The following is a 26,153-nucleotide window of genomic DNA, read 5'->3' as shown; positions in this document are numbered from 1 at the left end:
GGGCCGCGGCCCCGTTCTTTTTGCGTGCTCGGCCTGTCAGCCGATCAAGGCAGCGCTCACCACTGCAGCTTCAGCGTGTACGCGCCGGTGCCGCTGTAGCGCTGCACGTGCACGTACAGCGTCACGGCCGACGAGCCGCCGTTGGCGTAGGTCACGCTGTCCACCTGGCCGGCGCCCTTCTCGCTGCGGGCCAGGATGGTGCCCGAGCTGTTGCGCACGTACAGGTCGAAGTCGGCACTGGTGCTGCCCATGGTCAGCGCGGCCGACAGCGACTTGCCGGCCGGCAGCGTCACCTTGAAGTAGTCGGTGTCGCTGGTGGAGCCGATGCTGCCGTTCACGGTGGCCGGCGCAGACACGGTGTTGGCCGTCGCGCGCGTGTTGTTGGACTCGGTCTCGTTGACCGTGCCCGTCGGCGGCGTGGTGGTGCCGGTGATGGCCTGCACCGCCGCCTGCGCGTTCAGGATGCCCGACCCGCAGCCCGAGCAGGTGCCCGGGAAGGCACGCGCACTGCTCTGCAGCGCGGCCTTGATCTGGTCAGGCGTCGCCGTGGGCTTGACGCTCAACATCAGCGCCGCCACGCCGGCCACGTGCGGTGCGGCCATGGAGGTGCCCTGGTAGTAGGCGTAGTTGTCGGCGCCCGGCGCCTGCGTGCCGGCGTTCAGCGTGCTCAGGATGCCGTTGCTGCTGGACGAGCGCACGTCGCCACCCGGGGCCGCCAGCGTCACAACCGTGCCGTAGTTGGAGTAGTAGGCCCGCGCGCCGTTGCGGTCGGTGGCCGCCACGGTGATGACGCCGCTGCAGTTGGCCGGGCTGGAGTTGCTGGCGTTCTGGTTCTCGTTGCCAGCCGCCACCACCACCACCGCACCGCGCGAGCGGGCGCTGTTGATCGCGTTCTGCGACGTGGTGTCGCAAGCGCCGCCACCGCCCAGCGACAGGTTCAGCACCTTGGCCGGCGTCGCGTTGGCCGGCAGGCCAGCCACGGTGCCGCCGGAGGCCCAGATCATGCCGTCGGCGATATCCGAGGTGTAGCCGCCGCACTTGCCGAGCACGCGGATGGGCTGGATCTTGGCGTTGAAGGCAATGCCGGCGATGCCCGAGGCGTTGTTGGTCTTGGCGGCAATCGTGCCGGCCACGTGCGTGCCGTGCCAGCTGGAGCCGGAGGCCGGGTCACCGGCGGCACACTCGTTGGTGGCGGTCCAGTCGCCCGGGTCGCTGGCATCGGCATCGCGGCCATTGCCGTCGTTGGCGACCGCCGTGTCGTTGATCATGTCGTAGCCGGCGACGATCTGGCCCGACAGGTCGGCGTGCGGGCGGATGCCGGTGTCGATGACGGCCACCACGACGCCCGTGCCGGTGGCCAGGTCCCAGGCCGCCGGGGCGCGGATGCCACCGGTGGTCTCGAACAGGTCCCACTGCGAGGTGTAGCTGGTGTCGTTGGGCGTCAGCAGCGGGTACATCTTGCGGTCGGGTTCCGCGTAGGCGATGTTGGGGTCGGCTGCCTTCAGCTCGGCGGCCAGACGCTCCAGGTCGGCAGTGGCCAGCGCACGATCCAGCTTGAACACATGAGCGCCGGTGCCGGTCTGGCGCAGCAGACGGGCCTGGGCGCCGCGCTGGGACAGACGGGCGTTGACCGAGCCCAGGCGGCTGGACAGCGCGGTCGCGTCCACGCTGCGGGCGCGCAGCACGCGGGCGTCGGCGGTGTCGGCCTCGGCAGCGTCGCGGTAGCCGACGATCAGGCGGTCCGTGGTCGGGGCGGCGCGCTGCACGGCGCTGGCCAGACCCACATCGACCTGCACATTGGACACACCAGCTTGCACGGCGCCCATCGACAGCAGCCCGCAGGCCAGCGCGATCAGGGACTTCTTGTTTGCAACAACGAATCTCATTGAGGGGGTTCCACAAAAGTCACCGTGACGGACGGCAGGCCGGCTCGGGCCCGTGGGATCTCCACTTGGGGCGACGCCGCCTTGTTGGCGGTTCACCGGCTGGGTCTCCCACTCTCCCCTGCCCTGCCGGCCGGCGCATTCCGAAGCGGCGCGAAGTCTGTCAGCGGGCGCATGCCGACCTTGTCACCCCACGCAGGGACGGAACCCACCCGATAGTGCTAGTCCGGATGGCGCTGGAACGTGACGAATGACATGGGCACGCCCCGAGCAGGCGTCCTGGCACGAACTCAGTTCGACCTCGGTTTTCGACAGGTCGTCGCACGGCAGACGCAGCTCATCCCAAGCGCCTTGGGTGCGCTCGACCGAGCACCTAGCCTGAGCACAGGTCGACGCAATTCAGCGTCGTCTCCCGCAACGTCAACCGATCAAGGAGTCCGCCATGTCCCACACCCTGCGCAACACCCGCCGCCTGCTCGCCGCCCTCGCCACGCTGACGCTGGCTACTGGCCCGGCGATGGCGCAAACGCAGACCACCGCGATGGAGCGCGTCGAGGTCCACGGTGGCCGTGTGATCGAAACCGTGCCGCGCCACGACGTGCACAAGGCGTGCCCGACGATCGACCACGATCTCACGCAGGCCCTGGCACGCGCCTGGACGGACACCACGCGCTTCGGCGACGTGCACGTGCAGTTCGTGCTGGAGAACGGCGAGATCGGCGCGGTGTCTGCCAAGGGCGTCTCGCACGCGCTGGCACATAGCGTTCGCCGGGCCATGTACAGGATGGATTGCAGCGCCCAGAAGACGGCCGACGCGCAGGTCTACCGGTTCACGGTCGGCATCGTCGACCCGAACGCGACTCAAGAAATTAGCGCGGACGGCACGCGCACAGCGGCACGCAGCGTGCGGATCAGCCGCGGCAGTTGAGCGCCTGCGCGATCGCCGCGTCCACCGCCGCCAGCGGCTGCGCCAGCCGTGCGGCGGCACCACCCGCCACCTCGTCGCGCTGCGGTGCCGCCCACACCGGCGCCGGGAAATGGCTGTCCCACTCGAAGCGGGCGATGACGTGCCAGTGCAGATGCGGCACGACATTGCCCAGCGCGGCGAGGTTGATCTTGGTTGGCGCCAGCTGCGCCCGCAGAACCCGCTCGATCTCGGTGACGGCGTCCATGCAAGCGTGCCGCTCCGCATCCGCCAGATCGCCGAACTCGGCGACATGCGCGTTCCAGATCAGCCGATAGAAGGCCGGGAAGCGCCGCGCCTCGTCGCCATCGACGACGCGGATGACGCGGAACTGGTTGGTGCGCGCGACAACGAGGCCACCGTCGGTGGCGCAAAGCGGGCAGGTCATGGTGTCAGCCTTTCAGAACCCAGCCCACGGACAGCACATAGCGGCTGCCGCCCTCGACGCGCGTGACGCTGTGCTCACACGCATCGGGCCGGAAAAACTTGATGCGCCGGCTCTGCCAGATCGGCGTCGCGCAGACGAACTCACCGCCACGCGGCGAGGCCTTCAGCACGAGATTGAGCCGGTAGTGACGCCCCGTCTGCACGGGGTCGGTGTGCGGCGGGATGGCGCTGCCCTCGGGGTAGCGGATCAGGTAGCTGTCAAACGGGAGCGGCCAGCGCCCGGTGAGCAGCAGCATCTTGTCGTAGCCGCTGCCCTGGCGCCCGCGCTGCCACCGAAAGGCGGCGCGCAGGTAGCCAGACAAGGTCACACCAGCACCCGCTCGATGCCGCCGGCGTTGGCCTTGGCCACGTAGTCCGGCATCCAGTTCTCGCCCAGGATCTGGCGCGCCATCTCGACGACGATGTAGTCGGCCTCGAGCAGGCCGTTCTGCAGGTCGTTGCCGTAGCGGGACAGGCCCTGCAGGCAGCTCGGGCAGGACGTGAGGATCTTGAGGTTCTCGTCCGCACTGACCTTGCCGCTGGCGCGCAGCGTGGCTTCCGTCTTGCGCAGCTCTTCTTCCTTGCGGAAGCGGATCTGCGTGGAGATGTCCGGCCGCGTCACGCCCAGCGTGCCACTTTCGCCGCAGCAACGCTCGTTCTTGACGACGTTCTCGCCCACCAGTGCCTTGACCGTCTTCATCGGCTCCTGCTGCTTCATCGGCGAGTGGCAGGGGTCGTGGTACAGGTAGCTGCTCTTGGAGCCGAGGGTGATGCCCTTCTCCAGCAGGTACTCGTGGATGTCGATGATGCGGCAGCCGGGGAAGATGTCCTCGAACTTGTAGCCCTGCAGCTGGTCGAAGCAGGTGCCGCAGCTGACCACCACCGTCTTGATGTCGAGGTAGTTCAGCGTGTTGGCGACGCGGTGGAAGAGCACCCGGTTGTCGGTGATCATCTTCTCGGCCTTGTCGAACTGGCCCGAGCCGCGCTGCGGGTAGCCGCAGCACAGATAGCCGGGCGGCAGCACCGTCTGCACGCCGGCATGCCAGAGCATGGCCTGCGTGGCCAGGCCGACCTGGCTGAACAGGCGCTCGGAGCCGCAACCGGGGAAATAGAACACGGCCTCCGTCTCGCTCGGCGTGGCCGGCGGGCGGATGATGGGCACGTAGTCCTTGTCCTCGATATCCAGCAGCGCGCGCGCCGTCTTCTTGGGAAGACCGCCGGGCAGCTTCTTGTTGATGAAGTGGATGACCTGTTCCTTGACGGGCGCCGAGCCGACGGTCGCGCGCGGCGCGCTCGTCTGCTTACGGCCCGCGGGCTTGAACAGGTCCACCGCCAGGCGCTGGGCCTTGAAGCCGATGCCCACCATCGCGCTGCGGGCCAGCTTGATGGTCTCGGGGTTGGTGGCGTTCAGCATGAACATGGCCGCCGCATTGCCAGGGCGCCAGGTTTTCTGGCCCATCTTGCGCAGCAGGTTGCGCATGTTCATCGTCACGTCGCCGAAGTCGATCTTCACCGGGCAGGGCGAGGCGCACTTGTGGCAGACCGTGCAATGGTCCGCCACGTCCTCGAACTCCTGCCAGTGCTTGATGGACACGCCGCGGCGCGTCTGCTCCTCGTACAGGAAGGCCTCCACCAGCAGCGAGGTCGCCAGGATCTTGTTGCGCGGGCTGTAGAGCAGGTTGGCGCGCGGCACATGCGTGGCGCAGACCGGCTTGCACTTGCCGCAGCGCAGGCAGTCCTTCACCGAGTTGGCGATGGCGCCGATGTCGCTCTGCTGCATGATCAGCGACTCATGCCCCATCAGGCCGAAGCTCGGCGTGTAGGCATTTCTCAAATCGGAGTGCAGGCCGGCCGGCAGCGCGTCACTCTTGAGCAGCTTGCCCTTGTTGAAGCGGCCCTCGGGGTCCACGCGCTGCTTGTAGGCCGTGAAGTTGGCCAGCTCGTCGTCGCTGAGGAACTCGATCTTGGTGATGCCGATGCCGTGCTCGCCGGAGATCACGCCGTCCAGGCTGCGCGCCAGCACCATGATGCGGGCCACGGCCTCGTGGGCCGTCTGCAGCATCTGGTAGTTGTCGCTGTTGACGGGGATGTTGGTGTGCACATTGCCGTCGCCGGCATGCATGTGCAGCGCCACCCACACGCGGCCGCGCAGCACGTCCTTGTGGATGCGGCGGCACTCGGCCAGCAGCGGCTCGAAGGCGGCGCCGGCAAACAGCGTCTGCAGCGGCTTGAGGATCTGCGTCTTCCACGACGCGCGCAGCTCATGCGTCTGCAGTTGCTCGAAGAAACCGGTATCCAGGCCATTGAGCCAGCCCTGCCAGAGCTCGCCCACCTCGCGCAGCAGCGCCAGCGCCTGCTGCACGCGGTCTTCCAGCAGCTCGGCGCTGGGGATCTCGCCCGCGTCGTCGCTCTTGCCCAGCGGCAGCTTGCCCGTCGTGAACAGCGCCTGCAGCGCCGTGACGAGCTCCAGCTTGTTGCGCAGGGACAGCTCGATGTTGATGCGCTCGATGCCCAGCGTGTACTCGCCCATGCGGTGCAGCGGGATCACGACGTCCTCGTTCACCTTGAACGCGTTCGTGTGCTTGCTGATCGCGGCGGTGCGCTTGCGGTCCAGCCAGAACTTCTTGCGCGCATCGGCGCTGACGGCGATGAAGCCCTCGCCCGAGCGGCCGTTGGCCAGGCGCACGACCTCGCTGGTGGCGCGAGCCACGGCATCGGCGTCGTCGCCGACGATGTCGCCGATCAGCACCATCTTCGGGAAGCCGCCGCGCTTGCTCTTGGTCGCGTAGCCCACCGCCTTCAGGTAGCGGTCGTCCAAATGCTCCAGGCCCGCCAGCAGCACGCCGGTGGACGCAATCGAGAACATGTAGTCCTTGATGTCCACGATGCTGGGCACGCAGTCCTTGGGGTTGCCGAAGAACTCCAGGCAGACGGTGCGCGTGTGCGCCGGCATGCGGTGCACGATCCAGCGCGCGCTGGTGATGAGGCCGTCGCAGCCTTCCTTCTGGATGCCGGGCAGGCCGGCGAGGAACTTGTCGGTGACGTCCTTGCCCAAGCCTTCCTTGCGGAACACTCGGCCGGGGATGTCCAGGCGTTCGGTCTTCTCCAGCGTCTTGCCCGACGCGTCGAAGTAGCGCAGCTCGAAGCTGGCCGTCTCCACATCGTGGATCTTGCCGAGGTTGTGGTTGAGGCGGATCACCTCCAGCCACTTGGCCTCGGGCGTCACCATGCGCCAGCTGGCGAGGTTGTCCAGCGCCGTGCCCCACAGCACGGCCTTCTTGCCACCGGCATTCATGGCCACGTTGCCGCCGATGCAGCTGGCCTCGGCGGACGTCGGGTCCACCGCGAAGACGAAGCCGTGCTGCTCGGCCAGGTCGGCCACGCGCTGCGTGACGACGCCGGCCTCGCTGAAGATGGTGGCCACCTCCCGGTCCAGCCCCGGCAGGCGCAGCATCTCGACGCCGCGCAGCGCCTCCAGCTTCTCGGTGTTGATGACGGCGCTGTTCCACACCAGCGGCACTGCGCCGCCCGTGTAGCCCGTGCCGCCGCCGCGCGGGATGACGGTCAGGCCCAGCTCGAAGCAGGCGCCCACCAGGCCCGCCATCTCGGCCTCGGTGTCGGGCGTCAGCACGACGAAGGGGTACTCGACGCGCCAGTCGGTCGCGTCCGTCACGTGGGACACGCGCGCCAGACCGTCGAACTTGATGTTGTCCTTGGCCGTGTGGCGGGCCAGCGTCTTGGCGGCACGCTTTCGCAGCGCGGCCGTGCTGTCAAAGAACTTGTCGAACTCGGCCACCGCGCCGCGCGCGGCCTGCAGCAGCTCGCCCACCGCGGCGTCGCGCTGCGGGTCGCTCAGCGGGTCGCGGCGCTTTTGCACCTCACCCAGGCGGTGATGCAGGGCCTCGATCAGCTGCGCCCGGCGCTTGGGGTTGTCCAGCAGGTCGTCCTGCAGGTAGGGGTTGCGCTGCACCACCCAGATGTCGCCCAGCACCTCGTACAGCATGCGCGCGGACCGGCCCGTGCGGCGCTCGCCGCGCAGCTGGTCCAGCAGCGTCCAGGCCCGCGAGCCCAGCAGCCGGATGACGATCTCGCGGTCGGAGAACGACGTGTAGTTGTACGGAATCTCGCGCAGGCGCGGGGCGTCGTGGGCGACGGTGTCGGCCACATCAGCGGCGGCCGGCATCAGGGGATGCGGTGCGTTCATAGAGGAGCGGAATTATCGCAGCGGGGTATTTCCCTTCAGAATCCGGCGAATGACGCCCTGGCCCTATCCCTTGTGGCTCGCGCACCGCGGCGCGGGCAAGCTGGCCCCGGAGAACACGCTCGCGGCGTTCCGCCTCGGCGCGGGATTCGGCTGGCGAGCCTTCGAATGTGACGTCAAGCTCAGCGGCGACGGCGAAGCCTTTTTGCTGCACGACGACACGCTGGACCGCACCACCGGCGGCCAGGGCTCACCGGCCACGCAGCACTGGACCGATCTGGCCCGCCTGGATGCCGGCGCCTGGCACAGCCCGGCCTACGCCGCCGAGCCTCTGCCCCGGCTGGCCCAGATCGCCGCCTTCTGCCACGCCAACGGCTGTGCGCTGAACATCGAGATCAAGCCCTGCCCGGGCACCGAGGCCGCCACCGGCGCCGCCGTGGCCCGTGAGGCCGCGCGGCTGTGGGCCGGCGCTGAGCTGCCGCCGCTACTGAGCAGCTTTCAACCCGACGCACTGGCCGCCGCCCGTGATGCCGAGCCTACCCTGCCCCGCGCGTTGCTGCTGGACGAGCTGTGGGACGGCTGGCCCGCGGCCGCCGAGGCGCTGGGCGTGGTGGCCGTCATCACCAACTGGCGGCTGATGGACCGTGCCCTCATCGAGCGGCTGCATGCCCGCGGCTGGCGGGCGCTGGTCTACACCGTCAACGACGCCACCGAGGCCGCACGGTTGATCGCGCAAGGCGTGGACGGCGTCATCAGCGACGCCGTGGACCGGCTGGGGCCGGGCGCCGCGCCGATCACGGCTTGTTGATGATGTCGCGGTGCATGGGCGCCAGGCGCGCCAGCATTGCGTTCTGTGCCGCAAACGGGATGCCCTTGGCCGCCATGCTCTGCTGCAGCACCTCGACCAGCGCGTTGAAGTCGCGCCGACCGATCGCCATGCCCTCGTGCGCCTCCTTCATGGGCACGCCCTTGTAGACGCAGGGGCCGCCGGCCTGCTGGCACAGCTGCTCGGTGAGTTGAGTGGCCAGGTGGTCGCGGTTGGTGTCCTTGAAGAACGGGGCCATGCGGGCATCGGCCTGCAGCCGGACCACGAAGTCCTGCATGACGGCCTGGATGCCGGCCTTCTCGCCCCAGGCGCGGTAGAGGCTGTCATCGGCCGCGGGCGTCTGGGCCTGCGCGGTAGATAGCAGCACGGCGGCGGCCATCGCGGCCAGAGTTCGGAGGGGGTGGGTCATGGAAGTCTCCAAAAGAGGAAGCGCGGCCTCAGAAGGCCAGCTGGGCGGACAGGTAGGCGCCGGTCTGGCGGCGCGGCTGGACGGCCGGGGCGATGCGCCCCAGGTCCACATAGGCGGCCGTGAGCGACACCTGCTTGCTGGGCGCCCAGGCCACGAAGACGTCGAACCAGGCGTTCTCGCGCAGCGCGCCGTCGCCCAGCACCGAGCGGTTCAGGTTGTCGGGCTTGGCGCGGAACTCCGCCCCCACCGCCACCTGGGGAGACAGCAGCTTGGCCACCGAGATCTCGGGCTTGAGCTGGTAGCCGCGCCCCTGGGCGCCGCCAAAGCCGAGCAGGCCGTTCTGGTTGGCCCGCGTGGCGCGCAGCGTGCCGTTGACGACGATGCCGGGCGCCAGGAACAGCTTGGTGGCGCTGACATACACATCCGTGCCGGAGCGGCGCGCGCCCAGCGGGCCGAACAGCGTGGGCGCCAGCGCGCCGGCATCGGTGCGCTTGTGCTGCAGGCCCACGGCGATCTGGGGCATCCAGCGGTCGCTGTCCAGCACCGCGTCGCCCGCCACACGCAGCTTCAGGCCAAGGATGTCCTGCTTCAGGTGCAGGCCGGCCAAGCCCAGCGGGGCGAGGTTGTCGCGGGTGTCCAGGTCCTGGCGGGCCAGCGACAGCTCGACGCGGTCGCCCCAGCTGACGGCTGCGCCGATCACCTTGAAGCCGTAGTCGCCCGTCTTCACGGCCGTCGCGAAGGCCGTGGCACCGAACTCGCCAGTGGTGGCGTAGCTGCCGGTCACGGCCCAGGGCGTCAGGCCGCCGCCGGCTGCGCCGTCGATGCTGCTGACGCCGCCGGTCAGCAGCAGCTTGCCGTCGCCGGCCTGGGCGGCGCCCGCCACGGCCAGGGCCGCGGCGACAGCGGCGCGGGAGATGCGCAGAGTCATGGGAACACTCCTTGGAGTTGCAATGGACCCAGGCACCTACGCACGCGGTGCGCCAACGGATGCACGGCCTGTGCATCCAATTGCCGCGGCGTGACGTAGATCCCACAGTGCCGACCGGCTCTCCCCTGGCCGGCGCCTGCGCGTCAACAATCGCCCACGTCCCTGCCCCTGCCCGGCCTCGACCTGCCAAGCCATGACCCACACCCCTTCCCCTGCCGCTGCGCCCGACGCCCTGGACACCTGGATGGCCCGCACGGCGCTGGGCGACCGTGCCGCGTTTGAAGCGCTGTACAAGGCCAGCAGTGGCACGCTGCTGGCTGTCATCGTGCGGCTGGTGGGTGACCGCGGCCATGCCGAGGAGATCCTGCAGGAGGTCTATGTGACGGTCTGGCGGTCCGCCGGCAGCTACAGCCCGGCCCTCGGGCGGCCCATGACCTGGCTGATGAGCATCGCCCGCAACCGTGCCATCGACGGCCTGCGCCGGCGCAGCCGCGAGCCGGACACCATCAGCCGCTACAGCGCCCGGTCCGACGGCGACGGTGATGGCGACGACGACCTGCTGGCCCAGCTGCCCGACACGGCCGCCGGGCCGCTGGCCCTGCTGGAGCAGGCGTCGGAACAGCACACGCTGGAGCACTGCCTGGAAGGCCTGGTGGAGCGCCAGCGAGCCAGCCTGGCAATGGCCTACTACGACGGCCTCTCGCACGCCGAGGTGGCGGGCCGCATGGCCCAGCCGCTGGGCACGGTGAAGAGCTGGATACGGCGCGGGCTGCAAAGCCTGCGCGACTGCCTGGACCGTGCCGCCCGCGCGGCCCTACCCTCGGCCGGAGCGCGTTGAGATGGACTACAGCAATCGCGAATTGGCCGATCGTCTGGCCGCCGAGTACGCCCTGGGCACGCTGCGCGGCGGTGCGCGGCGGCGCCTGCAGCAGCTGCTGCCCGCCCACCCCACGCTGGCTGCGGCCGTGTGGGCCTGGGAGGCTCGGGTGCACACGCTCGCCACGCCGCTCGTCGAGCTGCAACCCCGCCCGCAGGTGTGGCAGCAGCTGCAAGCGCGGCTGTTCGGTGCGCCGCCACGCTGGTGGCAACGGTTGGGGCTGTGGCGCGGCCTCTCGGGGCTGGCCGTGACGGCCGCGCTGGCACTGGTCGTGCTGCAGCTGCAGCCACCGGTGGCACAGCCGCCGCTGGTGGTGGTGCTGGAGCGAACGCCGGACGGCAACTCGCTGCTGCCGGCCGGCTTCGTCGCCAGCGTCAGCGCCGACGGCCGCGCGCTGGTGCTCAAGCCGCTGGGCCTGGCCCAGGTGGCCGAGGGCCGGGCGCTGGAGCTGTGGGTGGTGCCCGATCAGGCGGCGCCTCGCTCGCTGGGCCTGGTGTCGGGGCGTGATGCCACGACGGTGCTGCGTGGCGAAATACTGCGCGGCGCCAAGGCGCTGGCGGTCAGCCTGGAGCCGGCCGGCGGCTCGCCGACCGGAGCGCCCACCGGGCCCATCGTCTCCGTCGGCGCCATTTGACACACCCTGGCCGACGCGCCGGCAGGCGCAGGTCGGCGCCGTGCATCCAGTCGCGGCCTGCTGGCGTAAGTGCGGGTTCTGCCTTGCACGGAGCCCCACATGCCTGTCCGCTTTTCGCGCGCCGCCGCGCACCTTGCCCACCTGGCCCTGATGGGCGCCCTCGCCGCGCTGGCCCTGCCTGCCCACGCCGCCGACCTTGCCGTGCGCGTGCTCGACAAGCACGGCCAGCCGCTGGCCGATGCGGTGGTGATGGTGCAGTCCACTCTTCCGGCCGGCGCCGTCACGCCGATGCTAGAGGCCACCATCCAGCAGCAGAAGATGCGCTTCAAGCCCTATGTAACCGTGGTGCACGCGGGCGCCCGCGTCAGCTTCACCAACCTGGACGCCTGGGATCACCACGTCATCCTCGGCCCGGTCGGGCCAGGTGGCTTCTACCTGGACCCGGGCCAGAACCAGCAGCTGCGCCTAGCCGGCAAGGTGGGCGACACGCTGGCGCGGGAGACCCGCAGCGTCACGCAGACCGGCGCCTACCTGCTGGGCTGCCACCTGCATGGTTCCATGCGCGGCCACCTCTACGTGGCGGACACACCCTGGGCGCGGGTCAGCGAGGCCGACGGCCAGGCCCGCTTCACGGCGCTGCCGGCCGGGCCGGCGCGCGTGCGCATCTGGCACCCCGACCAGGTGCTGGACACGGCACCCATCACGCTGGACGTGGCGGCCGGCGGCGCAGCGGTGACCGTGAACACCCAGGTCGCCCCGGTGCGGCGCCGCCAGGCCGGCGCTTGAAGCAAGCCGGCGCCGCTTTAAGCTTGGCGGCATGACCGACGATGACCTGCTGCGCTATTCCCGCCACCTGCTGCTCGACGAGATTGGCATCGAGGGCCAGCAGCGGCTGCTGGACGCGCACGCGCTGGTGATCGGCGCGGGCGGCCTGGGCTCGCCGGTGGCGCTGTACCTGGCCTCGGCCGGCGTGGGCCGGCTCACGCTGGTGGATCACGACACCGTGTCGCTGACCAACCTGCAGCGCCAGATCGCGCACGACATGGCCAGCCTGGGCCAGCTCAAGGTCGAGTCTGCCGCGGCCCGCATGGCGGCGCTGAACCCGGGCGTGCAGGTGCGCGCGCTGGCGCAGAAGGCCGATGAGGCGCTGCTGGACGAACTCGCGCCGCTGGCCGACGTCGTCATCGACTGCACCGACAACTTCGCCACGCGCCACCGCGTCAACGCGGCCTGCGTGCGGCACGGCAAGCCGCTGGTCTCCGGCGCGGCGATCGGCTTCGATGGGCAGATCAGCGTCTACGACAGCCGCTCGGGCACCCACCCCTGCTACGCCTGCCTGTTCCCGCCCGAATCCGGCTTTGAGGACGCCGCCTGCTCGACGATGGGCGTGTTTGCGCCGCTGGTGGGCATCGTCGGCAGCCTGCAGGCGGCCGAGGCGCTAAAGCTGCTGGCCGGCATCGGCGAGCCGCTGGCCGGGCGCCTGCTGATGCTGGACGGCCGGCGCATGCAGTGGAGCGAGATCGCCCTGCAGCGCGACCCGGACTGCGCTTTGTGTTCCCATCGCGCCCCATGAGCTTCACAACTTCGACCGGCCTGCGCATCCTGGTCGTCGACGACGACGAGAGCGTGCGCGGCAGCGTGGCCTATGTGCTCGACAAGCTGGGCCATCAGGTGATCGAGGCCTCCGGCGCCGCCTGGGCGCTGGAACTCTTTGAGCGACACCAGCCGCACCTCGTGCTGTCCGATGTCGCGATGCCCGGCGAAGACGGCTACTGGCTGGCGCAACAACTCCGTGAGCGCGAACGCGTGCACGACCGCTGGACGCCCGTCATCTTCATGTCCAGCATTTCCGAGGCCACGCGGGTGGCCGAAGGGATCGCCGCGGGCGGCGACGACTACCTCATCAAGCCCGTGCACCCGGTGGTGCTCGAAGCCAAGCTGCACGCCATGGAGCGCCTGCGCGCCATGCGCGCGCAGCTGCAGGCGGTGACCGAGGAGCTGCACCGCGTCAACCGTGAGCTGCAACGCCAGGCCTCGCACGACGCGCTGACCGGCCTGCTGAACCGCCGCGGCCTGGATGACCACCTCGACGAGGCGCTGCGCATGTGCGCCCGCACCCGCAGCCCGATCACGCTGATGCTGTGCGACGTGGACTTCTTCAAGCGCTACAACGACGCCTTGGGCCACAGCGCCGGCGATGAGTGCCTGCGCCAGGTCGGCACGCTGCTGCGCCAGGTGGCGCGCCGCCCGCTGGACTCCGTCGCCCGTTTCGGCGGCGAGGAGTTCGCCATCATCCTGCCCGACACGCCGCGCTCCGGCGCCCGCATGCTGGCGCAGGCCATCACCCGCGTGTTCAAAGGCGCGGCCCTGCCGCACCCGGCGTCGGACGTGGCCAGCCACATCACCTTGTCCGGCGGGCTGATCACCTGCGACCCGGGCCACGGCCTGGTCGCCGCTGAACTGCTGGCCCGTGCGGACGAGATGCTCTACCGGGCCAAGGCGCTGGGGCGCAACCAGTTCGTCGGACCGTGAAACCCCGGACAGACGCTGGATGAAATCCGGCGCCGGGGCGGTTTTGAGGCACAAAATCCTGCGGTACCCCGCCCAGAATCTGCCCCGCCCATGAAGCCCACCGACGTCCCCACGCGCAACTTCCCGACCGCCCGGGAGGAATGCCGCACGCTGCAGCCCCACCCTGACTACGACGGCCCGGGCAGCGCCTATGAGCTGGCCTTCAAGGACGAGAGCTTCCTGCTGCGCCAGGACATGCGCGCCGTGCGCATGCAGCTGGAGCTGATGAAGCCCGAGCTGCTGCAGGACGAGCAGGGCGTGAAATCCACCATCGTCATCTTCGGCAGCGCCCGCATCCCGAGCGCCGAGGCCGCCCAGGCGCTGCTGACTGCGGCCGAGGCGAGCGGCGACGAGACGCAGCTGCGCATTGCCCGCAGCAAGCTGGCCATGAGCCGCTACTACGAGGAGGCGCGCCGCTTCGCGCAGCTCGTGACGACCGCCTGCGCCGAGCGCGGCTGCCCCGTCGTCGTCGCCACCGGCGGCGGCCCCGGCATCATGGAAGCCGGCAACCGCGGCGCCTACGAGGCCGGCGGCAAGAGCGTGGGGCTGAACATCGTGCTGCCGCACGAGCAGTACCCCAATCCGTACATCACGCCGGAGCTGTGTTTTCGCTTCCACTACTTCGGCCTGCGCAAGATGCACTTCCTGATGCGCTCGGTCGCGCTGGTGTGCTTCCCCGGCGGCTACGGCACGCTGGACGAGCTGTTCGAGTCGCTCACGCTCATCCAGACCGGCAAGAGCCGCCGCCGCCCCATCCTGCTGTTCGGGCGCGACTTCTGGACGCGCCTGCTCAACATCGACCTGCTGCTGGAGACCGGGATGATCAGCCCCGGCGACGAGCAGCTCTTCCACTACGTCGAGACCGCCGAGGAAGCCTGGGCGTTGCTCGAGAACCAACCCGAGCTGTCCTGCCCACCCACGCCATGACCAAACTCCGCAACGTCTCCCTGATCGGCGCCCCCACCGACATCGGCGCTGGCGCCCGTGGCGCCAGCATGGGCCCCGAAGCCATGCGCGTGGCCGGTCTGGCCGAGGCGCTGCGCGCGCGCGGCGTGGACGTGCTGGACCGCGGCAACCTGAGCGGCCCGGCCAATCCCTGGCTGCCGCCCACCGACGGCTACCGCCACCTGCCCGAGGTGGTGGCCTGGAACCGCACGGTGCACGACGCCGTCTACAACGAGCTCAAGACCGGACGCATGCCCATCCTGCTGGGCGGCGACCACTGCCTGGGCCTGGGCTCCATCGCCGCCGTAGCCCACCACTGCCGCGACGTCGGCAAGAAGCTGCGCGTGCTGTGGCTGGACGCCCACGCCGACTTCAACACCAGCGCGCTGACGCCCAGCGGCAACATCCACGGCATGCCGGTGGCCTGCCTGTGCGGCTTCGGCCCGCAGGAGCTCATCGAGATCGGCGGCCACACGCCCGCGATCAGCCCGAAGTGGGTGCGCCAGATCGGCATCCGCAGCGTCGACGAGGGCGAGCGCCGCTTCGTGCACGAGCAGGACCTGGAGGTCTTCGACATGCGCTTCATCGACGAGGTGGGCATGCGCCACACGATGGAGCTCGCGCTGGCCACGCTGGACGACAACACCCACCTGCACGTGAGCTTCGACGTCGACTTCCTCGACCCGGTGATGGCCCCGGGCGTGGGCACCACCGTCAGCGGCGGCCCGACCTACCGCGAGGCGCACCTGTGCATGGAGATGATCCACGACACCGGCCGCATGGCCTCGCTGGACGTCATGGAGCTCAACCCCGCGCTGGATGAGCGCAACAAGACCGCGCTGGTGGCGGTGGACCTGATCGAATCGCTGTTCGGGAAAAGTACCCTCATGCGCAAGTGAGCAGCCGGGGCTGGCGGCAACAACTCGCCGTTAGAGTCGCCGCCCATGGACGCCACGCCCTACCTGCTGGTCCAGCTCAGCGACCTGCACATCACCCGCCCCGGCACGCTGATTTCCGGGCGCATCGACACCGCCGCCGCGCTGCGCCATGCGGTCGAGCGCGTGCTGGCCATCCGCCCTCGCCCCGTCGCCGTGCTGGCCACCGGCGACCTGGTGGACGCCGGCCACCCCGCCGAGTACGCCCGGCTGCGCGAACTGCTCCAGCCGCTGCTGGACGCGGGCCTGCCGCTGGCGCTGCTGCCCGGCAACCATGACGAACGCCGCGCGCTGCAGGCCGCGTTCGCCGGCACGACCGGCGTGCACCTGGGCGACGCCGACGCACCGGCCATCCAGTACGCGCTGGACCTGCCTGGCCCGCTGCGCCTGGTGGTGCTGGACAGCCTGCAGAGCGGCCGCCCCGAAGGCGGGCTGGATGAAGCCCGGCTGGCCCAAGCCGACGCGCTGCTGTCCGCACGCCCGGACCTGCCCACGCTGGTCGCCCTGCACCACCCGCCGCATGCCAGCGGCCTGGCGGTGATGGACACGATGGCGCTGCAGCAGGGCCTGGCCGCCTTCGAGGCGCTGATCGCGGCCCACCCGCAGGTGCAGCTGGTCGCCTGCGGCCACCTGCACCGCATGACGCTGGGCCGCATCGCCCACGCGCCGGCGGTGACGGCGCCGTCCACCGCGCACCAGTTGGCGCTGGACCTGGCACCCGGTGCCCCGCTGGCACTGGCGCTGGAGCCCGCCGGCTGGCTGATCCACGCCTGGGGCCCCGGGCTGCCGCTGGTCACGCACCTGGCAATGGCCGGACACGCCGAGGTGATTACGGATCTGTGAGCGTCGGCTTGATTGATAATGGTTCTCATCCAATTTCACCGCCTCGCGCGGTGGATGACGTCACCAGGAATTCATTCATGTCCATCGCTCCCCGCGCCCCCGTTCGCCGCGCGATCTTTGCTGCTCTCACGCTGTGCCTGGCCGCCGCGCTGCCCGCGCAAGCCGCCGAGGAAGTGACGATCTACACCACCCGCGAGCCCGGCCTCATCAAGCCGCTGCTGACCGCGTTCAGCATGCGCAGCGGCATCCAGGTCAACACGGTATTCGTGAAGGACGGCCTGCTGGAGCGCGTGAAAGCCGAAGGCACCCGCTCGCCGGCCGACGTGCTGATGACCGTGGACGTGGGCAACCTGCTGGACCTGGTGGAAGGCGGCGTCACGCAGCCGGTCAAATCGGCCGAGCTGGAGAGCGCCATCCCCGCGCACCTGCGGGCCGCCGACGGCCAGTGGTTCGCGCTGTCGCTGCGCGCCCGCGTGCTGTACGCCGAGAAGAACCTGCCGCTGAGCGCGCTGCGCTACGAGGACCTGGCCGACCCGAAGTGGAAGGGCAAGATCTGCACCCGCGCCGGCCAGCACCCGTACAACACCGCACTGATCGCCGCCCACATCGCCCACAACGGCGAGGCCGCCACGGAGAAGTGGCTGCAGGGCGTCAAGGCCAACCTCGCGCGCAAGGCGGCAGGCGGCGACCGTGACGTGGCCCGCGACATCCTCGGAGGCATCTGCGACATCGGCCTGGCCAACTCCTACTACGTGGGCCAGCTCAAGACTGCCAAGGAAGGCAGCGACGCCCGCAAGTGGGGCGACGCCATCAAGGTCATCAAGCCCACCTTCGCCAAGACCGGCGGCACGCACGTCAACATCAGCGGCGCCTCGGTGGCCCGCCACGCGCCACAACGCGCCAACGCGGTGAAGCTGCTGGAGTTCCTGACCTCCGCCTCGGCCCAGGAGCTCTACGCCCAGGCCAACTACGAGTACCCGGTGCGCGCTGGCGTGACGCTGGACCCGGTGATCGCCGCCGCCGTCGGCACGCTCAAGGCCGACAGCCTGTCGCTGACCGAGATGGCCAAGCACCGCAAACAGGCCAGCGTGCTGGTGGACAAGCTGGGCTTCGACCGCTGACGCGTGAACCCCGCCCCCACGGCCGGGCGCGCCAGCCGCCCGCCCCCGCCTGAGCGCGCCACGCGCCGGTGCTTCCCATGACAGCGCAGCGGTCCGTCGGGCCGCTGTGGCGAGCCACGTCCATCGTCATCGCGCTGGGCGTCGTCGCGCCCGTGCTGCAGTTGGCCTGGCTGGCGCTGGGCGGCGAGTTCGAGCACTGGCGCCATCTGCTGGCCCATGTGCTGCCCACGGCCGCGTGGAACACGCTGCAGCTGATGGCCGGCGTGGGCCTGCTGGTGCTCATCATCGGCACCGGCTGCGCCTGGGTCGTCACGGCCTACGACTTCCCCGGCCGCGGCCTGCTGCACTGGGCCCTGCTGCTGCCGCTGGCCATGCCCACCTACATCGTGGCCTTCGCCTACCTGGACCTGCTGCACCCCATCGGGCCGGTGCAGGGGGCCATCCGCTGGCTGCTGGGCTTTGACAGCCCGCGCGAGTTCCGCCTGCCCGACCTGCGCTCCATGGGCGGCGCCATCGTGCTGCTGGGCCTGGTGCTGTACCCCTACGTCTACCTGACCGCCCGCGCGCTGTTCGCCACGCTGCCGGCCCACCTGCTGGAGGCCGCGCAGTCGCTGGGCGAGACGCGCTGGGGCGCGTTCCGCCGCGTCGCACTGCCGCTGACGCGCCCGGCGCTGGCCGTGGGCGTGAGCCTGGCGCTGCTGGAGACGCTGAACGACATCGGCGCGTCGGAGTTCCTCGGCGTGCAGACGCTGACCGTGGCCATCTACAGCACCTGGATCACCCGCTCCGACCTGGCGGGCGCGGCGCAGCTGGCCTGCGCGGCGCTGGTGGTGGTGTTCGGGCTGATCTGGCTGGAACGCCAGGGCCGGCGCCACCAGCGCTACGGCTCCACCCGCCGCATGGCCGGCATCCGCCCGCGCCGGCTGCGCGGCGCGCGGGCCTGGGGTGCCACGCTGGCGCTGAGCCTGCCGGTGCTGCTGGGCTTTGCGGCGCCGGCCGCCTACCTGGCGTGGGAGTCGGCCGAGCGGCTGCTGCAGGGCGGCGGCATCTCGGCGGGCTTGCTGCAGGGCCTGGGCAACACGCTGGGCCTGGCGCTTGGCGTGACGGCAGCCACGCTGGCGGCCGGCCTGGTGGTGGCCTGGACGGCGCGCAACCAGGGCAGCGTCGCCAACCGCGACCACTGGCAGGCGCGCCTAGCCTCGGTGGGCTATGCGCTGCCCGGCACCGTGCTGGCCATCGGCCTGCTGACGCCCGCACTCGCCGCCGACCACGCGCTGGCCGACCTGCTGGGCCTGCGCAGCCTGCCGCTGATGAGCCTGGGCGTCGTGCTGGCCGTGGCCTGCGCCATCCGCTTCCTGGCCATGCCGGTGGGCGGCATCGACGCCGGCCTCGCGCGCATCCCGCCGTCGCTGGAGCACAGCGCACGCGCACTGGGCGAGACGGTCACGGGCACGCTGCGCCGCGTGCACCTACCGCTGCTGCGCCCGGCGCTGGTGAGCGCCGCGCTGCTGGTGTTCGTGGACGCGATGAAGGAGCTGCCCGCCACGCTGCTGCTGCGCCCGGCCAACTTCGAGACCCTGGCCACGCTGCTGTACGCTGAGGCCGCACGCGGCACTTACGAGGAAGGCGCGCTGGCGGCCTTCGCCATCGTGCTGGCCGGCCTGGCGCCGGTGGCCCTGCTGTCGCGCAGCTCCCTGACTTCGACCAAGAACACTGCTCCATGAGTGCCGCGCTGCACATTGCCGACCTGACCCTGGGCTACGACGGCCGCGAGGGCTTCAAGCCCGTCGTGGACGGGTTGTCGCTGTCGCTGGAGGCTGGCCGCATCGGTTGCCTGCTGGGCCCCTCGGGCTGCGGCAAGTCCACGCTGCTGCGCGCCATCGCCGGCTTCGAGCATGCGCGGCGCGGCGAGATCCGCATCGGCGGCGAACTGATGTCGTCACCCAAGGCGCATGTGCCGCCCGAGCGCCGCCACGTCGGGCTGATGTTCCAGGACTACGCCCTCTTCCCGCACCTCACCGCCGCGCAGAACGTGGGCTTCGGCCTGCGCCGCTGGCCGGCCGCCGAACGCGACACGCGCGTGGCGGAGATGCTGGCGCTGGTGGGCCTGGCCGACCTGGGCCGGCGCCACCCGCACGAACTCTCCGGCGGCCAGCAGCAGCGCATCGCACTGGCCCGCGCGCTGGCCACCAAACCGGCGCTGCTGTTACTGGACGAACCCTTCTCCAGCCTGGACGGCGACGCCCGCGAGCGGCTGACGGTGGAGGTCAGCGACATGCTGCGCGCCGCCGCGCAGACCGCGCTGCTGGTGACGCACAACGCGGCCGAGGGCGCGCGCTTTGCGGACTTCATGGGCACCATGCAGGCCGGCCGCCTGGCCTCGTGGCTGCCCAGCGCCGAGGCCGCTCAGGCGCTGGCGATCCAGCCCTCCAGCGGGTCCACGCCCTCAGGCCAGCCATAACGCGGCTGCCCGGCCGCCCAGGCGGCCTGCAGCAGCGCGAGCACGGCGTCCAGGCGGTCGCCGCTGGCATCGGCCACCAACTCATCGCGCTGCGCGTGGCTGAGCTTCAGGCGCAGACCCAGCCGCGAGCGGCCCTGCTCCAGCGCGTCGACCATGTCCTTGCGGGCGATCAGCCGCTCGGGCGTCTGTGCGGCCTTGGTGTCGCTCTTGTAGGAGCGCCGGCCGATGAGTTCGCGCGCCAGCAGGCCGGGGTAGGCCTCCAGCGCGATGCGCGCCTCGTCGCCGGCCAGCAGGCCCGGCAGGTGCACACCGGCCTCGATCAGGCGCGGCAGGCCGGCATGCAGCATCCAGGCCACCGGCGGGTTGACCCACTTCATGCTAGGGCTGGCGCCGGCCGGGCCGTCACAGGCCCGATGCGCGAACTTGGCGCCCGCCGGCCGCGCATCGCAGAAGGCGGCGAAGCGCGCGCGGATGTCGGCGCGGTCCAGCGCGGCGTAGTGGGCCATCAGCGCCGCGTAGTCGGTGGGCCAGCCGAGCTGCACCACCAGCTCGCGCGGCAGGCCGAACGGCAGGTCGAAGCCACCCAGCCAGGGCCCGGGCTGCGCGAGCCACGCCGAGAAGGCCTCCAGGCTGTCCAACGCTGTCAGCCCGTCCAGCCGCACAACGGCACCGTGCAGCCGGCCCGCGGCCACCGTGATGGGCTTGGCGCGGCGTGGCGCGCTGGTGAAGTCGATTCCAAAAAACATGCGCTCTTGCATGGTGAGCATTCTCAGGGTGGGCAGAATGCGCGCTGCCAATGTCAGATCTGATCGACTTTCCCGCCCAGCCCGTCATCCCGCGTGCGTTCGACGCCGACGCGTTCGATGCCGCCGTGGCCATGCAGCGCCAGTTGGCCGCGGCCGGCGCCTGCGAATCTGCCAGCGATGCCCTGGCCCGCCTGCTGCTCAGCTGCCCGGCCGGCGAAACACGCCGCCGCTGCGAGGTGCTGGTGCTGCTGGCACAGCAATACCCGCGACTGGGGCGCCTGACGGCCAGCGCACGCTGCGCGTCCGAGGCGCTGGCATTGGCGCAGCGCCTGATGGACGACGCACTGCTGGCTGACGCGCTGACGGCGCAAGCCTATGTCTATGCCCAGCTGCTGATGGGACGCGACGCACTGGAGGCCGGCATGAAGGCCCTGGCGGCGGCGCGGCGCGCGGGCGACACCGTGCGCGAAGCCTGGGCGCTGTGCCGCGTGGGCATTGCCTACGCGAGCCTGGACAACCCGGTACAGGCCTGCGCCTCCGCCGAGCAGGCGCTGGAGATTGCCGAAGCCGCCCAGGCCAACGAGGTGCGCATCGCCTGCCTGAACAACCTGGCCTACTTCTGGCTGCGCCGCGTCGAGGAGGCCCAGGTGCTGGGCGATCGCGCAGCCCTGGACGAAGCGGCCAGCGAGGCACGCCGAACGGCGGAACAGGCGGCACAGCTCGCACGCAGCGTCTCGGGCAGCCCGTACGCGGTGGCGGTGTCGGTGTCCAACGTCATCAACGCGCTGCTCGCCGGCGGGCTGCTGGACGAGGCGCTGCCGCTGCTCAACGAGTTCGGCCACCTGGCCCATGACCACGGCTACCGCATGCTGGCCATCGAGGCCGATGCCCAGCGTGCGGCCTTCCTGAGCCTCAAGGGCGAGCCCGAGCAGGCGGCCCGCATGCTGGAGGCGCTGCTCAACGCGGCCAGCACGCCGCCGCCCAAGCTGCGCCGGCTGCTGGTGCGCTCGCTGTACGAAACGCACAAGGCCAGTGGCCAGCACCGCGAGGCGCTGGCCTGGCTGGAACAGCTGGTGAGCCTGGACCGCCAGATCAGCCGTGACAACCTGGTGTTGCAAACCGAGGTCATCCTGATCCGCGACCAGGTCGAGCAGGCCCAGGCCCGCGCCGACAGCGCCGCGGCGGACGCCCGCCGCGAGCGCGCCCGCGCGGCGCATCTGGAGAACGAGCAGCAGCGCCTGCGCGAGCACGCCATGGCGCTGGACCGCGCCGCCCACGAGGACGTGCTGACCGGCCTGCACAACCGCCGCCATGCCGAGTTCGCCCTGCCGCTGCTGGTGGCGGGCGCGCGCGTCGCCAACCAGGTCATCAGCGTGGCCATGCTGGATGTGGACCACTTCAAGAAGATCAACGACACCCATGGTCACGCCGTGGGTGACGCCGTGCTGCAGCAACTGGCCCAGTTGCTGCGCCACCGCCTGCGCAGCGCCGACCTGATGGCGCGCGTGGGCGGCGAAGAGTTCCTCGCCGTGCTCGTGGGCATCGCGCCGCAACAGGCGGCCGAGATCTGCGAGCGGCTGCGCCTGGCCGTCGTGGAGCACGACTGGCCCGCCATCACGCCGGGCCTGGCGGTGCGGATCAGTGTCGGGCTGGCAGGCGGCGTGCCGCCGCAGTCGGCCGACACGCTGCTGGAGCGCGCCGACCAGGCGCTCTACGCGGCCAAGCGCGCCGGCCGCAACCGCGTGCACGTGGACTGAGCGGCCTCGCTCTTGCGTCCACCCAGGCGCGTGCGGCCCGTCAGGCCCGGCGCCGTCGCCACGCCACCAGCCCACCCAAACCCGCCGCCAGCATCAGCGCGGACGCTGGCTCGGGCACCGCGCTGACCGTGATTTGCGTCTGCGTGTTGCCGCCATTGGCAAAGCCCGGGTTCAGCACGTAGGTCAGCACCTTGCTGCCTGCAGCGAGGCTGACGGTGAAGTCCCACTGCTTGACGTTGTTGATGAACGAGATCTCGCCCTGCTTGCTCCCGTCGACCGCGACGCCGCCATACTGGGCGAAGTTGTTGCCATAGCCGCCCGGCCCACCCACGAGGGTGCCGCCCAGGGCGACGACGACGCGGTAGTCGCCCGCCTTGGGCGCCGTCCACAGCACGGCGGCATGGCCCCAGTCGCTTTCCAGCGAGACCTGGCCGGGCGCGATGCCGAAGTCGGTCACCGCACCGTTGTTGCGGTAGATGAAGACCTGGCCTGACGCGGCCACGCCATAGCTGGCCGTGGCGGCATGCCAGGCCAGCGCACTGAACTGGTCCTGACGGCCGTCGATGAGCTGGCCATAGGTCCAGGGGCCATTAGGGTTGGTGGCCGGCGCGTAGTCGCTGACCAGGCTCCAGGTGTCGGCTGCGTAGGCAGCGCCAGCGCAGCACAACGCAGCGGTGGCCGCTGCGGTGGCGGCCAGGCGAGATGGGTTCATCGGGGTCTCCTCGGTCGTGGTGGATCACGCCCGCTGCGCCGCCGGGCAACGCAGCAGACGGCGCGCCGTAGTGTTGCCGCGCCAACGCGACAGTCCATCCCTCGCCCGACACCGACTGGCCGCGCGAACAGGGGGAGAGCCATGACCAGCACTGCCCAGCCAGGCGCCAGCCGGCCTGCGGGTTCCGCAGTGTTGACACGCCAAAGCAAGGTCTTGGATACTAAATTGGAACCGGTTCCATATTCAACAACGGAGACAACCAGTGCAACCAGGAACTTCCAAGGACAGCGGCTGCCCGCAGCCATCGCGCCGCCTCACGCGGCGAGCCCACCTGACCGGACTGAGCAGCCTGCTCAGCGCCGCCCTGCTGGCCGGCTGTGGCGGCTCGGGCGGCAGCGACGCAGCGACGCCCGCCCTGCCCACCCCTACGCCGACACCGCCCCCCGCCGGGCTGACCCTGCTCAAAACCCAGGGCACCCAGTGGGTGGACGCCGACGGCAAGCAGGTGCTGCTCAAGGGCACCAACCTCGGCAACTGGCTGGTGCAGGAGTTCTGGATGATGGGCCAGGGCGGCAACGGCGTGACCGACCAGTGCACGCTGGAGGCCAAGCTGACCGAGCGCTTCGGCTTTGACGAGAAGGAGCGGCTGATCAAGCTGTTCCGCGACAGCTGGCTCACCGAGCGGGACTGGGACCAGATGAAGGCCTTCGGCTTCAACGTCGTGCGCCTGCCCATTCTGTGGAGCGTCATCGAGGACGAGAAGAAGCCCAAGACGCTGCGCGCCGACGCGTGGAAGTACCTGGACTGGAGCATTGCCGAGGCCAAGAAGCGCGGCATGTACGTGATCCTGGACCTGCACGGTGCGCACGGCGGCCAGACGCCCAACGACCACACCGGCTGCTCGGGCCAGAACAAGTACTGGACCGACACCGACGCGCAGGAGCGCACGCGCTGGCTGTGGCAGCAGATCGCCGCCAAGTACAAGGACGAGCCGGTCGTGGCGGCGTATGACCCGCTCAACGAACCCTGGGGCTCCACGCCCGAGGCCATGGTCACCCGCGTGGAGGAGCTCTACAAGACCATCCGCGCCATCGACCCCAAGCACATCGTGCTGCTGCCCAGCCACTACGGCAGCATCGACGCCTACGGCGACCCGACGGCCAAGGGCATGACCAACGTGGCGTTCGAGATCCACCCCTACCCCGGCCTGTTCGGCGACCGCCCGGGCGACTCGCACTACAAGGTGCACCGCGACTGGCTGCGCTGCGGCCCCACCGGCACCACCGGCGTGTGCGCCTACGACAAGCAGGTCAGCGCGCTCAAAGTGCCGCTGCTGGTGGGTGAGTTCCAGCCCTGGCAAGGCGCCGGGCTGGACCTGGGCGGCCAGATCGGCCGCGCCACCTACGACACCTACGCCAAGTACGGCTGGGCCTCCACCTCGTGGGCCTACAAGATCGTCAGCCCGGCGGGTGGCTCGGGCAAGGGCACCTGGGGCATGGTCACCAATGCGCCCAACACCAACTTCGACACCGGCGTGGGCATGGTCACCAAGGCCAGCACCTGGGACTGCGCCGGCTGGAACAGCAGCTTCGCCAATGCCTGCGCCGTGAAGGCGCCCACCATCAAGGTCGGTGGCAGCGGCCCCAAGACCTACTACTTCGTCATCAAGACCGGCGCGCTGGGCGGCAGCAACCCGGACGTCACGTTCGACAAGATCAGCCTCGTCGACACCACCAGCAACGCCGAGCTGATCGCCAACGGCGGCTTCGGCAGCGCCAGCGGCTGGACGACGCTGACCATCAGCGGTGCATTGCAGCTGGACTTCAACCACACCGGTGCCGGCCAGGCGCCCACCGGCAGCGACGGCGCCATGCTGCGCGTGACGCGGCCGGCCGGCAGCACGGGCGAGGTCAACGGCGGCATCTACCAGGCCATCACGCTGCAGGGCGGGCGCAGCTACACGCTCAGCGGCCTGTTCCGCGACAACGGCAGCGCCAACACCTGGGCCGAGATGTACCTTGTGGACACGGTGCCCGTGGCCGGCAAGGACATCGTCGACATGACCGGCAAGGTGGACTTCGCCACCGCCCCGGTCGCCGACATCGAGGCCTTGTTCAAGGGCTATGCGACGCAGGCCTATGAAGTCCACAGCGGCCTGGCGCAGTGGATGACCAGCGCCACCGCGCCGGAGGTCTTCCAGCTGCCCGAGCGCCCGGCCGGCCTCAAGCTCACCGAGGGTGCCGGCGGCAATGCGCTGAGCTGGACGGCCAGCACCGACGCCAAGGTCACGGGTTACAGCGTCTACCGTGCCAGCAGCGCGGCCGGCAACTACGCGAAGCTGGCCGACAAGGTCAGCACCGCCAGCTACACCGACACCAGCGCCACGCCCGGCGCCACGTACTACTACGTGGTGACGGCGCTGACGGCGGTGAACGAGAGCTACGACAGCGCCGCGGTCAGCACCACCATCGCGCATGTGCCGGTGCCCGCCACGCTGCAGGCCGAGAGCTTCACGGCCATGAGCGGCGTGCAGCTGGAGAACAGCAGCGACACCGGGGGCGGCCAGAACGTCGGCCACTTCGACCCCGACGACTACATCGAGTTCAAGATCAGCGTCGCCACCGCCGGCAACTTCACCCTCGACTACCGGCTGGCGAGCGCCAACGGCAGCACCGGCTTCGAGGTCTGGGTGGACGGCACCAAGGTGCTGAACGCGATGGCCGTGCCCAACACCGGCGGCTGGCAGACCTGGGTCACGCAGACCAGCACGGCCTTCCCGCTGACGGCCGGCAACCACACGCTGCGGCTCAAGTCGGTGGGCAAGGAGTGGAACCTGAACTGGCTGAAGGTGAACGCCCAGTAACGGGGCAAGTCGCGCGGCCCGTCGGTCGCGCGGCCCGTCTGCCAGGCGGCG

At 70.5% G+C, this 26,153-nt stretch carries 23 protein-coding genes; 15 read left to right on the top strand and 8 right to left on the bottom strand.

The annotated features are described in order from the left end of the window. Nucleotides 1–56: 56 nt before the first annotated feature. On the bottom strand, nucleotides 57–1,886 hold the full coding sequence (locus tag NYO99_RS00840) for a S8 family peptidase (protein WP_268165207.1): 1,830 nt from the start codon (nucleotides 1,884–1,886) through the stop codon (nucleotides 57–59). 439 nt (nucleotides 1,887–2,325) lie between these two features. On the opposite strand from NYO99_RS00840, the gene NYO99_RS00835 reads away from it, so the two are divergent. Continuing rightward, nucleotides 2,326–2,811, top strand: coding sequence for a hypothetical protein (locus tag NYO99_RS00835; protein ID WP_268165206.1), 486 nt, complete (start codon nucleotides 2,326–2,328; stop codon nucleotides 2,809–2,811). Here the strand turns inward: NYO99_RS00835 and NYO99_RS00830 are convergent. Genes NYO99_RS00830 through NYO99_RS00820 form a run of 3 tightly spaced genes read right to left on the bottom strand, consistent with a single transcriptional unit; the run spans nucleotide 2,795 to nucleotide 7,456 of the window. Beyond that, entirely contained in the window at nucleotides 2,795–3,235 is a 441-nt protein-coding gene (locus tag NYO99_RS00830) for an HIT family protein (RefSeq protein ID WP_268165205.1), read from the bottom strand. The two genes, NYO99_RS00835 and NYO99_RS00830, sit on opposite strands and share 17 nt — an antisense overlap. A gap of 4 nt (nucleotides 3,236–3,239) precedes the next feature. After that, nucleotides 3,240–3,602 carry a 2OG-Fe(II) oxygenase family protein gene (locus tag NYO99_RS00825; RefSeq protein WP_268165204.1) on the bottom strand — a complete coding sequence of 121 codons (363 nt, stop codon included), beginning with the start codon at nucleotides 3,600–3,602 and terminating at the stop codon, nucleotides 3,240–3,242. After that, entirely contained in the window at nucleotides 3,599–7,456 is a 3,858-nt protein-coding gene (locus tag NYO99_RS00820) for an FAD/FMN-binding oxidoreductase (RefSeq protein ID WP_268165203.1), read from the bottom strand. The genes NYO99_RS00825 and NYO99_RS00820 overlap by 4 nt, the downstream gene beginning before the upstream one ends. A gap of 70 nt (nucleotides 7,457–7,526) precedes the next feature. Between NYO99_RS00820 and ugpQ the strand changes: the two genes are divergently transcribed. Continuing rightward, nucleotides 7,527–8,282 carry a glycerophosphodiester phosphodiesterase gene (ugpQ, locus tag NYO99_RS00815; protein WP_268165202.1) on the top strand — a complete coding sequence of 252 codons (756 nt, stop codon included), beginning with the start codon at nucleotides 7,527–7,529 and terminating at the stop codon, nucleotides 8,280–8,282. On the opposite strand, the gene NYO99_RS00810 is transcribed toward ugpQ, so the two are convergent. Beyond that, the gene (locus tag NYO99_RS00810) at nucleotides 8,269–8,709 is read right to left on the bottom strand and encodes a group I truncated hemoglobin (RefSeq protein WP_268165201.1); all 441 of its coding nucleotides are present in this window, start codon (nucleotides 8,707–8,709) and stop codon (nucleotides 8,269–8,271) included. The two genes, ugpQ and NYO99_RS00810, sit on opposite strands and share 14 nt — an antisense overlap. Nucleotides 8,710–8,737: 28 nt before the next feature. Continuing rightward, entirely contained in the window at nucleotides 8,738–9,637 is a 900-nt protein-coding gene (locus NYO99_RS00805; RefSeq protein ID WP_268165200.1) for a DUF3034 family protein, read from the bottom strand. 193 nt (nucleotides 9,638–9,830) lie between these two features. On the opposite strand from NYO99_RS00805, the gene NYO99_RS00800 reads away from it, so the two are divergent. From NYO99_RS00800 to NYO99_RS00750, 11 genes are all read left to right on the top strand, one after another. Continuing rightward, complete coding sequence (locus NYO99_RS00800; protein WP_268165199.1) at nucleotides 9,831–10,475, top strand: sigma-70 family RNA polymerase sigma factor; 645 nt, start codon at nucleotides 9,831–9,833, stop codon at nucleotides 10,473–10,475. Between the two features lies 1 nt (nucleotide 10,476). Next, nucleotides 10,477–11,148, top strand: a complete 672-nt coding sequence (locus NYO99_RS00795) for an anti-sigma factor (protein WP_268165198.1) — start codon at nucleotides 10,477–10,479, stop codon at nucleotides 11,146–11,148. 99 nt (nucleotides 11,149–11,247) lie between these two features. Beyond that, nucleotides 11,248–11,934, top strand: coding sequence for a cupredoxin domain-containing protein (locus tag NYO99_RS00790; protein WP_268165197.1), 687 nt, complete (start codon nucleotides 11,248–11,250; stop codon nucleotides 11,932–11,934). Nucleotides 11,935–11,965: 31 nt separating this feature from the next. After that, the gene (locus NYO99_RS00785; RefSeq protein ID WP_268165196.1) at nucleotides 11,966–12,721 is read left to right on the top strand and encodes a HesA/MoeB/ThiF family protein; all 756 of its coding nucleotides are present in this window, start codon (nucleotides 11,966–11,968) and stop codon (nucleotides 12,719–12,721) included. Next, complete coding sequence (locus tag NYO99_RS00780) at nucleotides 12,718–13,680, top strand: diguanylate cyclase domain-containing protein (RefSeq protein ID WP_268165194.1); 963 nt, start codon at nucleotides 12,718–12,720, stop codon at nucleotides 13,678–13,680. The genes NYO99_RS00785 and NYO99_RS00780 overlap by 4 nt, the downstream gene beginning before the upstream one ends. Before the next feature lie 90 nt (nucleotides 13,681–13,770). Then, nucleotides 13,771–14,646 (top strand): LOG family protein, encoded by an 876-nt coding sequence (locus NYO99_RS00775; RefSeq protein WP_268165192.1) that lies wholly within the window; start codon nucleotides 13,771–13,773, stop codon nucleotides 14,644–14,646. After that, nucleotides 14,643–15,563, top strand: coding sequence for an arginase (gene rocF, locus NYO99_RS00770; RefSeq protein ID WP_268165191.1), 921 nt, complete (start codon nucleotides 14,643–14,645; stop codon nucleotides 15,561–15,563). Before NYO99_RS00775 ends, rocF begins: the two co-directional genes overlap by 4 nt. A gap of 45 nt (nucleotides 15,564–15,608) precedes the next feature. Further along, nucleotides 15,609–16,442 carry a phosphodiesterase gene (locus NYO99_RS00765; RefSeq protein WP_268165190.1) on the top strand — a complete coding sequence of 278 codons (834 nt, stop codon included), beginning with the start codon at nucleotides 15,609–15,611 and terminating at the stop codon, nucleotides 16,440–16,442. Nucleotides 16,443–16,519: 77 nt separating this feature from the next. Continuing rightward, nucleotides 16,520–17,563, top strand: coding sequence for an extracellular solute-binding protein (locus tag NYO99_RS00760; RefSeq protein WP_268165189.1), 1,044 nt, complete (start codon nucleotides 16,520–16,522; stop codon nucleotides 17,561–17,563). Between the two features lie 77 nt (nucleotides 17,564–17,640). Beyond that, entirely contained in the window at nucleotides 17,641–19,287 is a 1,647-nt protein-coding gene (locus NYO99_RS00755; RefSeq protein WP_268165188.1) for an ABC transporter permease, read from the top strand. Then, nucleotides 19,284–20,024 carry an ABC transporter ATP-binding protein gene (locus tag NYO99_RS00750; RefSeq protein WP_268165187.1) on the top strand — a complete coding sequence of 247 codons (741 nt, stop codon included), beginning with the start codon at nucleotides 19,284–19,286 and terminating at the stop codon, nucleotides 20,022–20,024. The genes NYO99_RS00755 and NYO99_RS00750 overlap by 4 nt, the downstream gene beginning before the upstream one ends. On the opposite strand, the gene NYO99_RS00745 is transcribed toward NYO99_RS00750, so the two are convergent. Next, nucleotides 19,970–20,791, bottom strand: a complete 822-nt coding sequence (locus tag NYO99_RS00745) for a DUF429 domain-containing protein (protein ID WP_422395463.1) — start codon at nucleotides 20,789–20,791, stop codon at nucleotides 19,970–19,972. The two genes, NYO99_RS00750 and NYO99_RS00745, sit on opposite strands and share 55 nt — an antisense overlap. A 29-nt stretch (nucleotides 20,792–20,820) precedes the next feature. Between NYO99_RS00745 and NYO99_RS00740 the strand changes: the two genes are divergently transcribed. Further along, complete coding sequence (locus NYO99_RS00740; protein WP_268165184.1) at nucleotides 20,821–22,527, top strand: diguanylate cyclase; 1,707 nt, start codon at nucleotides 20,821–20,823, stop codon at nucleotides 22,525–22,527. 40 nt (nucleotides 22,528–22,567) lie between these two features. On the opposite strand, the gene NYO99_RS00735 is transcribed toward NYO99_RS00740, so the two are convergent. Next, nucleotides 22,568–23,239, bottom strand: a complete 672-nt coding sequence (locus tag NYO99_RS00735; protein ID WP_268165183.1) for a VPLPA-CTERM sorting domain-containing protein — start codon at nucleotides 23,237–23,239, stop codon at nucleotides 22,568–22,570. Between the two features lie 262 nt (nucleotides 23,240–23,501). On the opposite strand from NYO99_RS00735, the gene NYO99_RS00730 reads away from it, so the two are divergent. Further along, a complete protein-coding gene (locus NYO99_RS00730) occupies nucleotides 23,502–26,102 on the top strand; it encodes a carbohydrate-binding protein (protein ID WP_268165182.1) in 2,601 nt (866 codons plus the stop codon). Nucleotides 26,103–26,153: the final 51 nt, after the last annotated feature.

This window comes from Roseateles hydrophilus, from assembly GCF_026712245.1.
In the GTDB taxonomy this organism is placed as follows: domain Bacteria; phylum Pseudomonadota; class Gammaproteobacteria; order Burkholderiales; family Burkholderiaceae_C; genus Pelomonas; species Pelomonas hydrophilus.
Note: the sequence above shows the minus strand (reverse complement) of the source record. Positions and strands in the feature narration are given on the sequence as shown.

Coding starts and splice junctions, on each gene's coding strand:
- NYO99_RS00840 (WP_268165207.1), bottom strand. CDS start 1,886: ATGAGATTCGTTGTTGCAAACAAGAAGTCCCTGATCGCGCTGGCCTGC.
- NYO99_RS00835 (WP_268165206.1), top strand. CDS start 2,326: ATGTCCCACACCCTGCGCAACACCCGCCGCCTGCTCGCCGCCCTCGCC.
- NYO99_RS00830 (WP_268165205.1), bottom strand. CDS start 3,235: ATGACCTGCCCGCTTTGCGCCACCGACGGTGGCCTCGTTGTCGCGCGC.
- NYO99_RS00820 (WP_268165203.1), bottom strand. CDS start 7,456: ATGCCGGCCGCCGCTGATGTGGCCGACACCGTCGCCCACGACGCCCCG.
- ugpQ (WP_268165202.1), top strand. CDS start 7,527: ATGACGCCCTGGCCCTATCCCTTGTGGCTCGCGCACCGCGGCGCGGGC.
- NYO99_RS00810 (WP_268165201.1), bottom strand. CDS start 8,709: ATGACCCACCCCCTCCGAACTCTGGCCGCGATGGCCGCCGCCGTGCTG.
- NYO99_RS00805 (WP_268165200.1), bottom strand. CDS start 9,637: ATGACTCTGCGCATCTCCCGCGCCGCTGTCGCCGCGGCCCTGGCCGTG.
- NYO99_RS00800 (WP_268165199.1), top strand. CDS start 9,831: ATGACCCACACCCCTTCCCCTGCCGCTGCGCCCGACGCCCTGGACACC.
- NYO99_RS00795 (WP_268165198.1), top strand. CDS start 10,477: ATGGACTACAGCAATCGCGAATTGGCCGATCGTCTGGCCGCCGAGTAC.
- NYO99_RS00790 (WP_268165197.1), top strand. CDS start 11,248: ATGCCTGTCCGCTTTTCGCGCGCCGCCGCGCACCTTGCCCACCTGGCC.
- NYO99_RS00785 (WP_268165196.1), top strand. CDS start 11,966: ATGACCGACGATGACCTGCTGCGCTATTCCCGCCACCTGCTGCTCGAC.
- NYO99_RS00780 (WP_268165194.1), top strand. CDS start 12,718: ATGAGCTTCACAACTTCGACCGGCCTGCGCATCCTGGTCGTCGACGAC.
- NYO99_RS00775 (WP_268165192.1), top strand. CDS start 13,771: ATGAAGCCCACCGACGTCCCCACGCGCAACTTCCCGACCGCCCGGGAG.
- rocF (WP_268165191.1), top strand. CDS start 14,643: ATGACCAAACTCCGCAACGTCTCCCTGATCGGCGCCCCCACCGACATC.
- NYO99_RS00765 (WP_268165190.1), top strand. CDS start 15,609: ATGGACGCCACGCCCTACCTGCTGGTCCAGCTCAGCGACCTGCACATC.
- NYO99_RS00760 (WP_268165189.1), top strand. CDS start 16,520: ATGTCCATCGCTCCCCGCGCCCCCGTTCGCCGCGCGATCTTTGCTGCT.
- NYO99_RS00755 (WP_268165188.1), top strand. CDS start 17,641: ATGACAGCGCAGCGGTCCGTCGGGCCGCTGTGGCGAGCCACGTCCATC.
- NYO99_RS00750 (WP_268165187.1), top strand. CDS start 19,284: ATGAGTGCCGCGCTGCACATTGCCGACCTGACCCTGGGCTACGACGGC.
- NYO99_RS00745 (WP_422395463.1), bottom strand. CDS start 20,791: ATGCTCACCATGCAAGAGCGCATGTTTTTTGGAATCGACTTCACCAGC.
- NYO99_RS00740 (WP_268165184.1), top strand. CDS start 20,821: ATGTCAGATCTGATCGACTTTCCCGCCCAGCCCGTCATCCCGCGTGCG.
- NYO99_RS00735 (WP_268165183.1), bottom strand. CDS start 23,239: ATGAACCCATCTCGCCTGGCCGCCACCGCAGCGGCCACCGCTGCGTTG.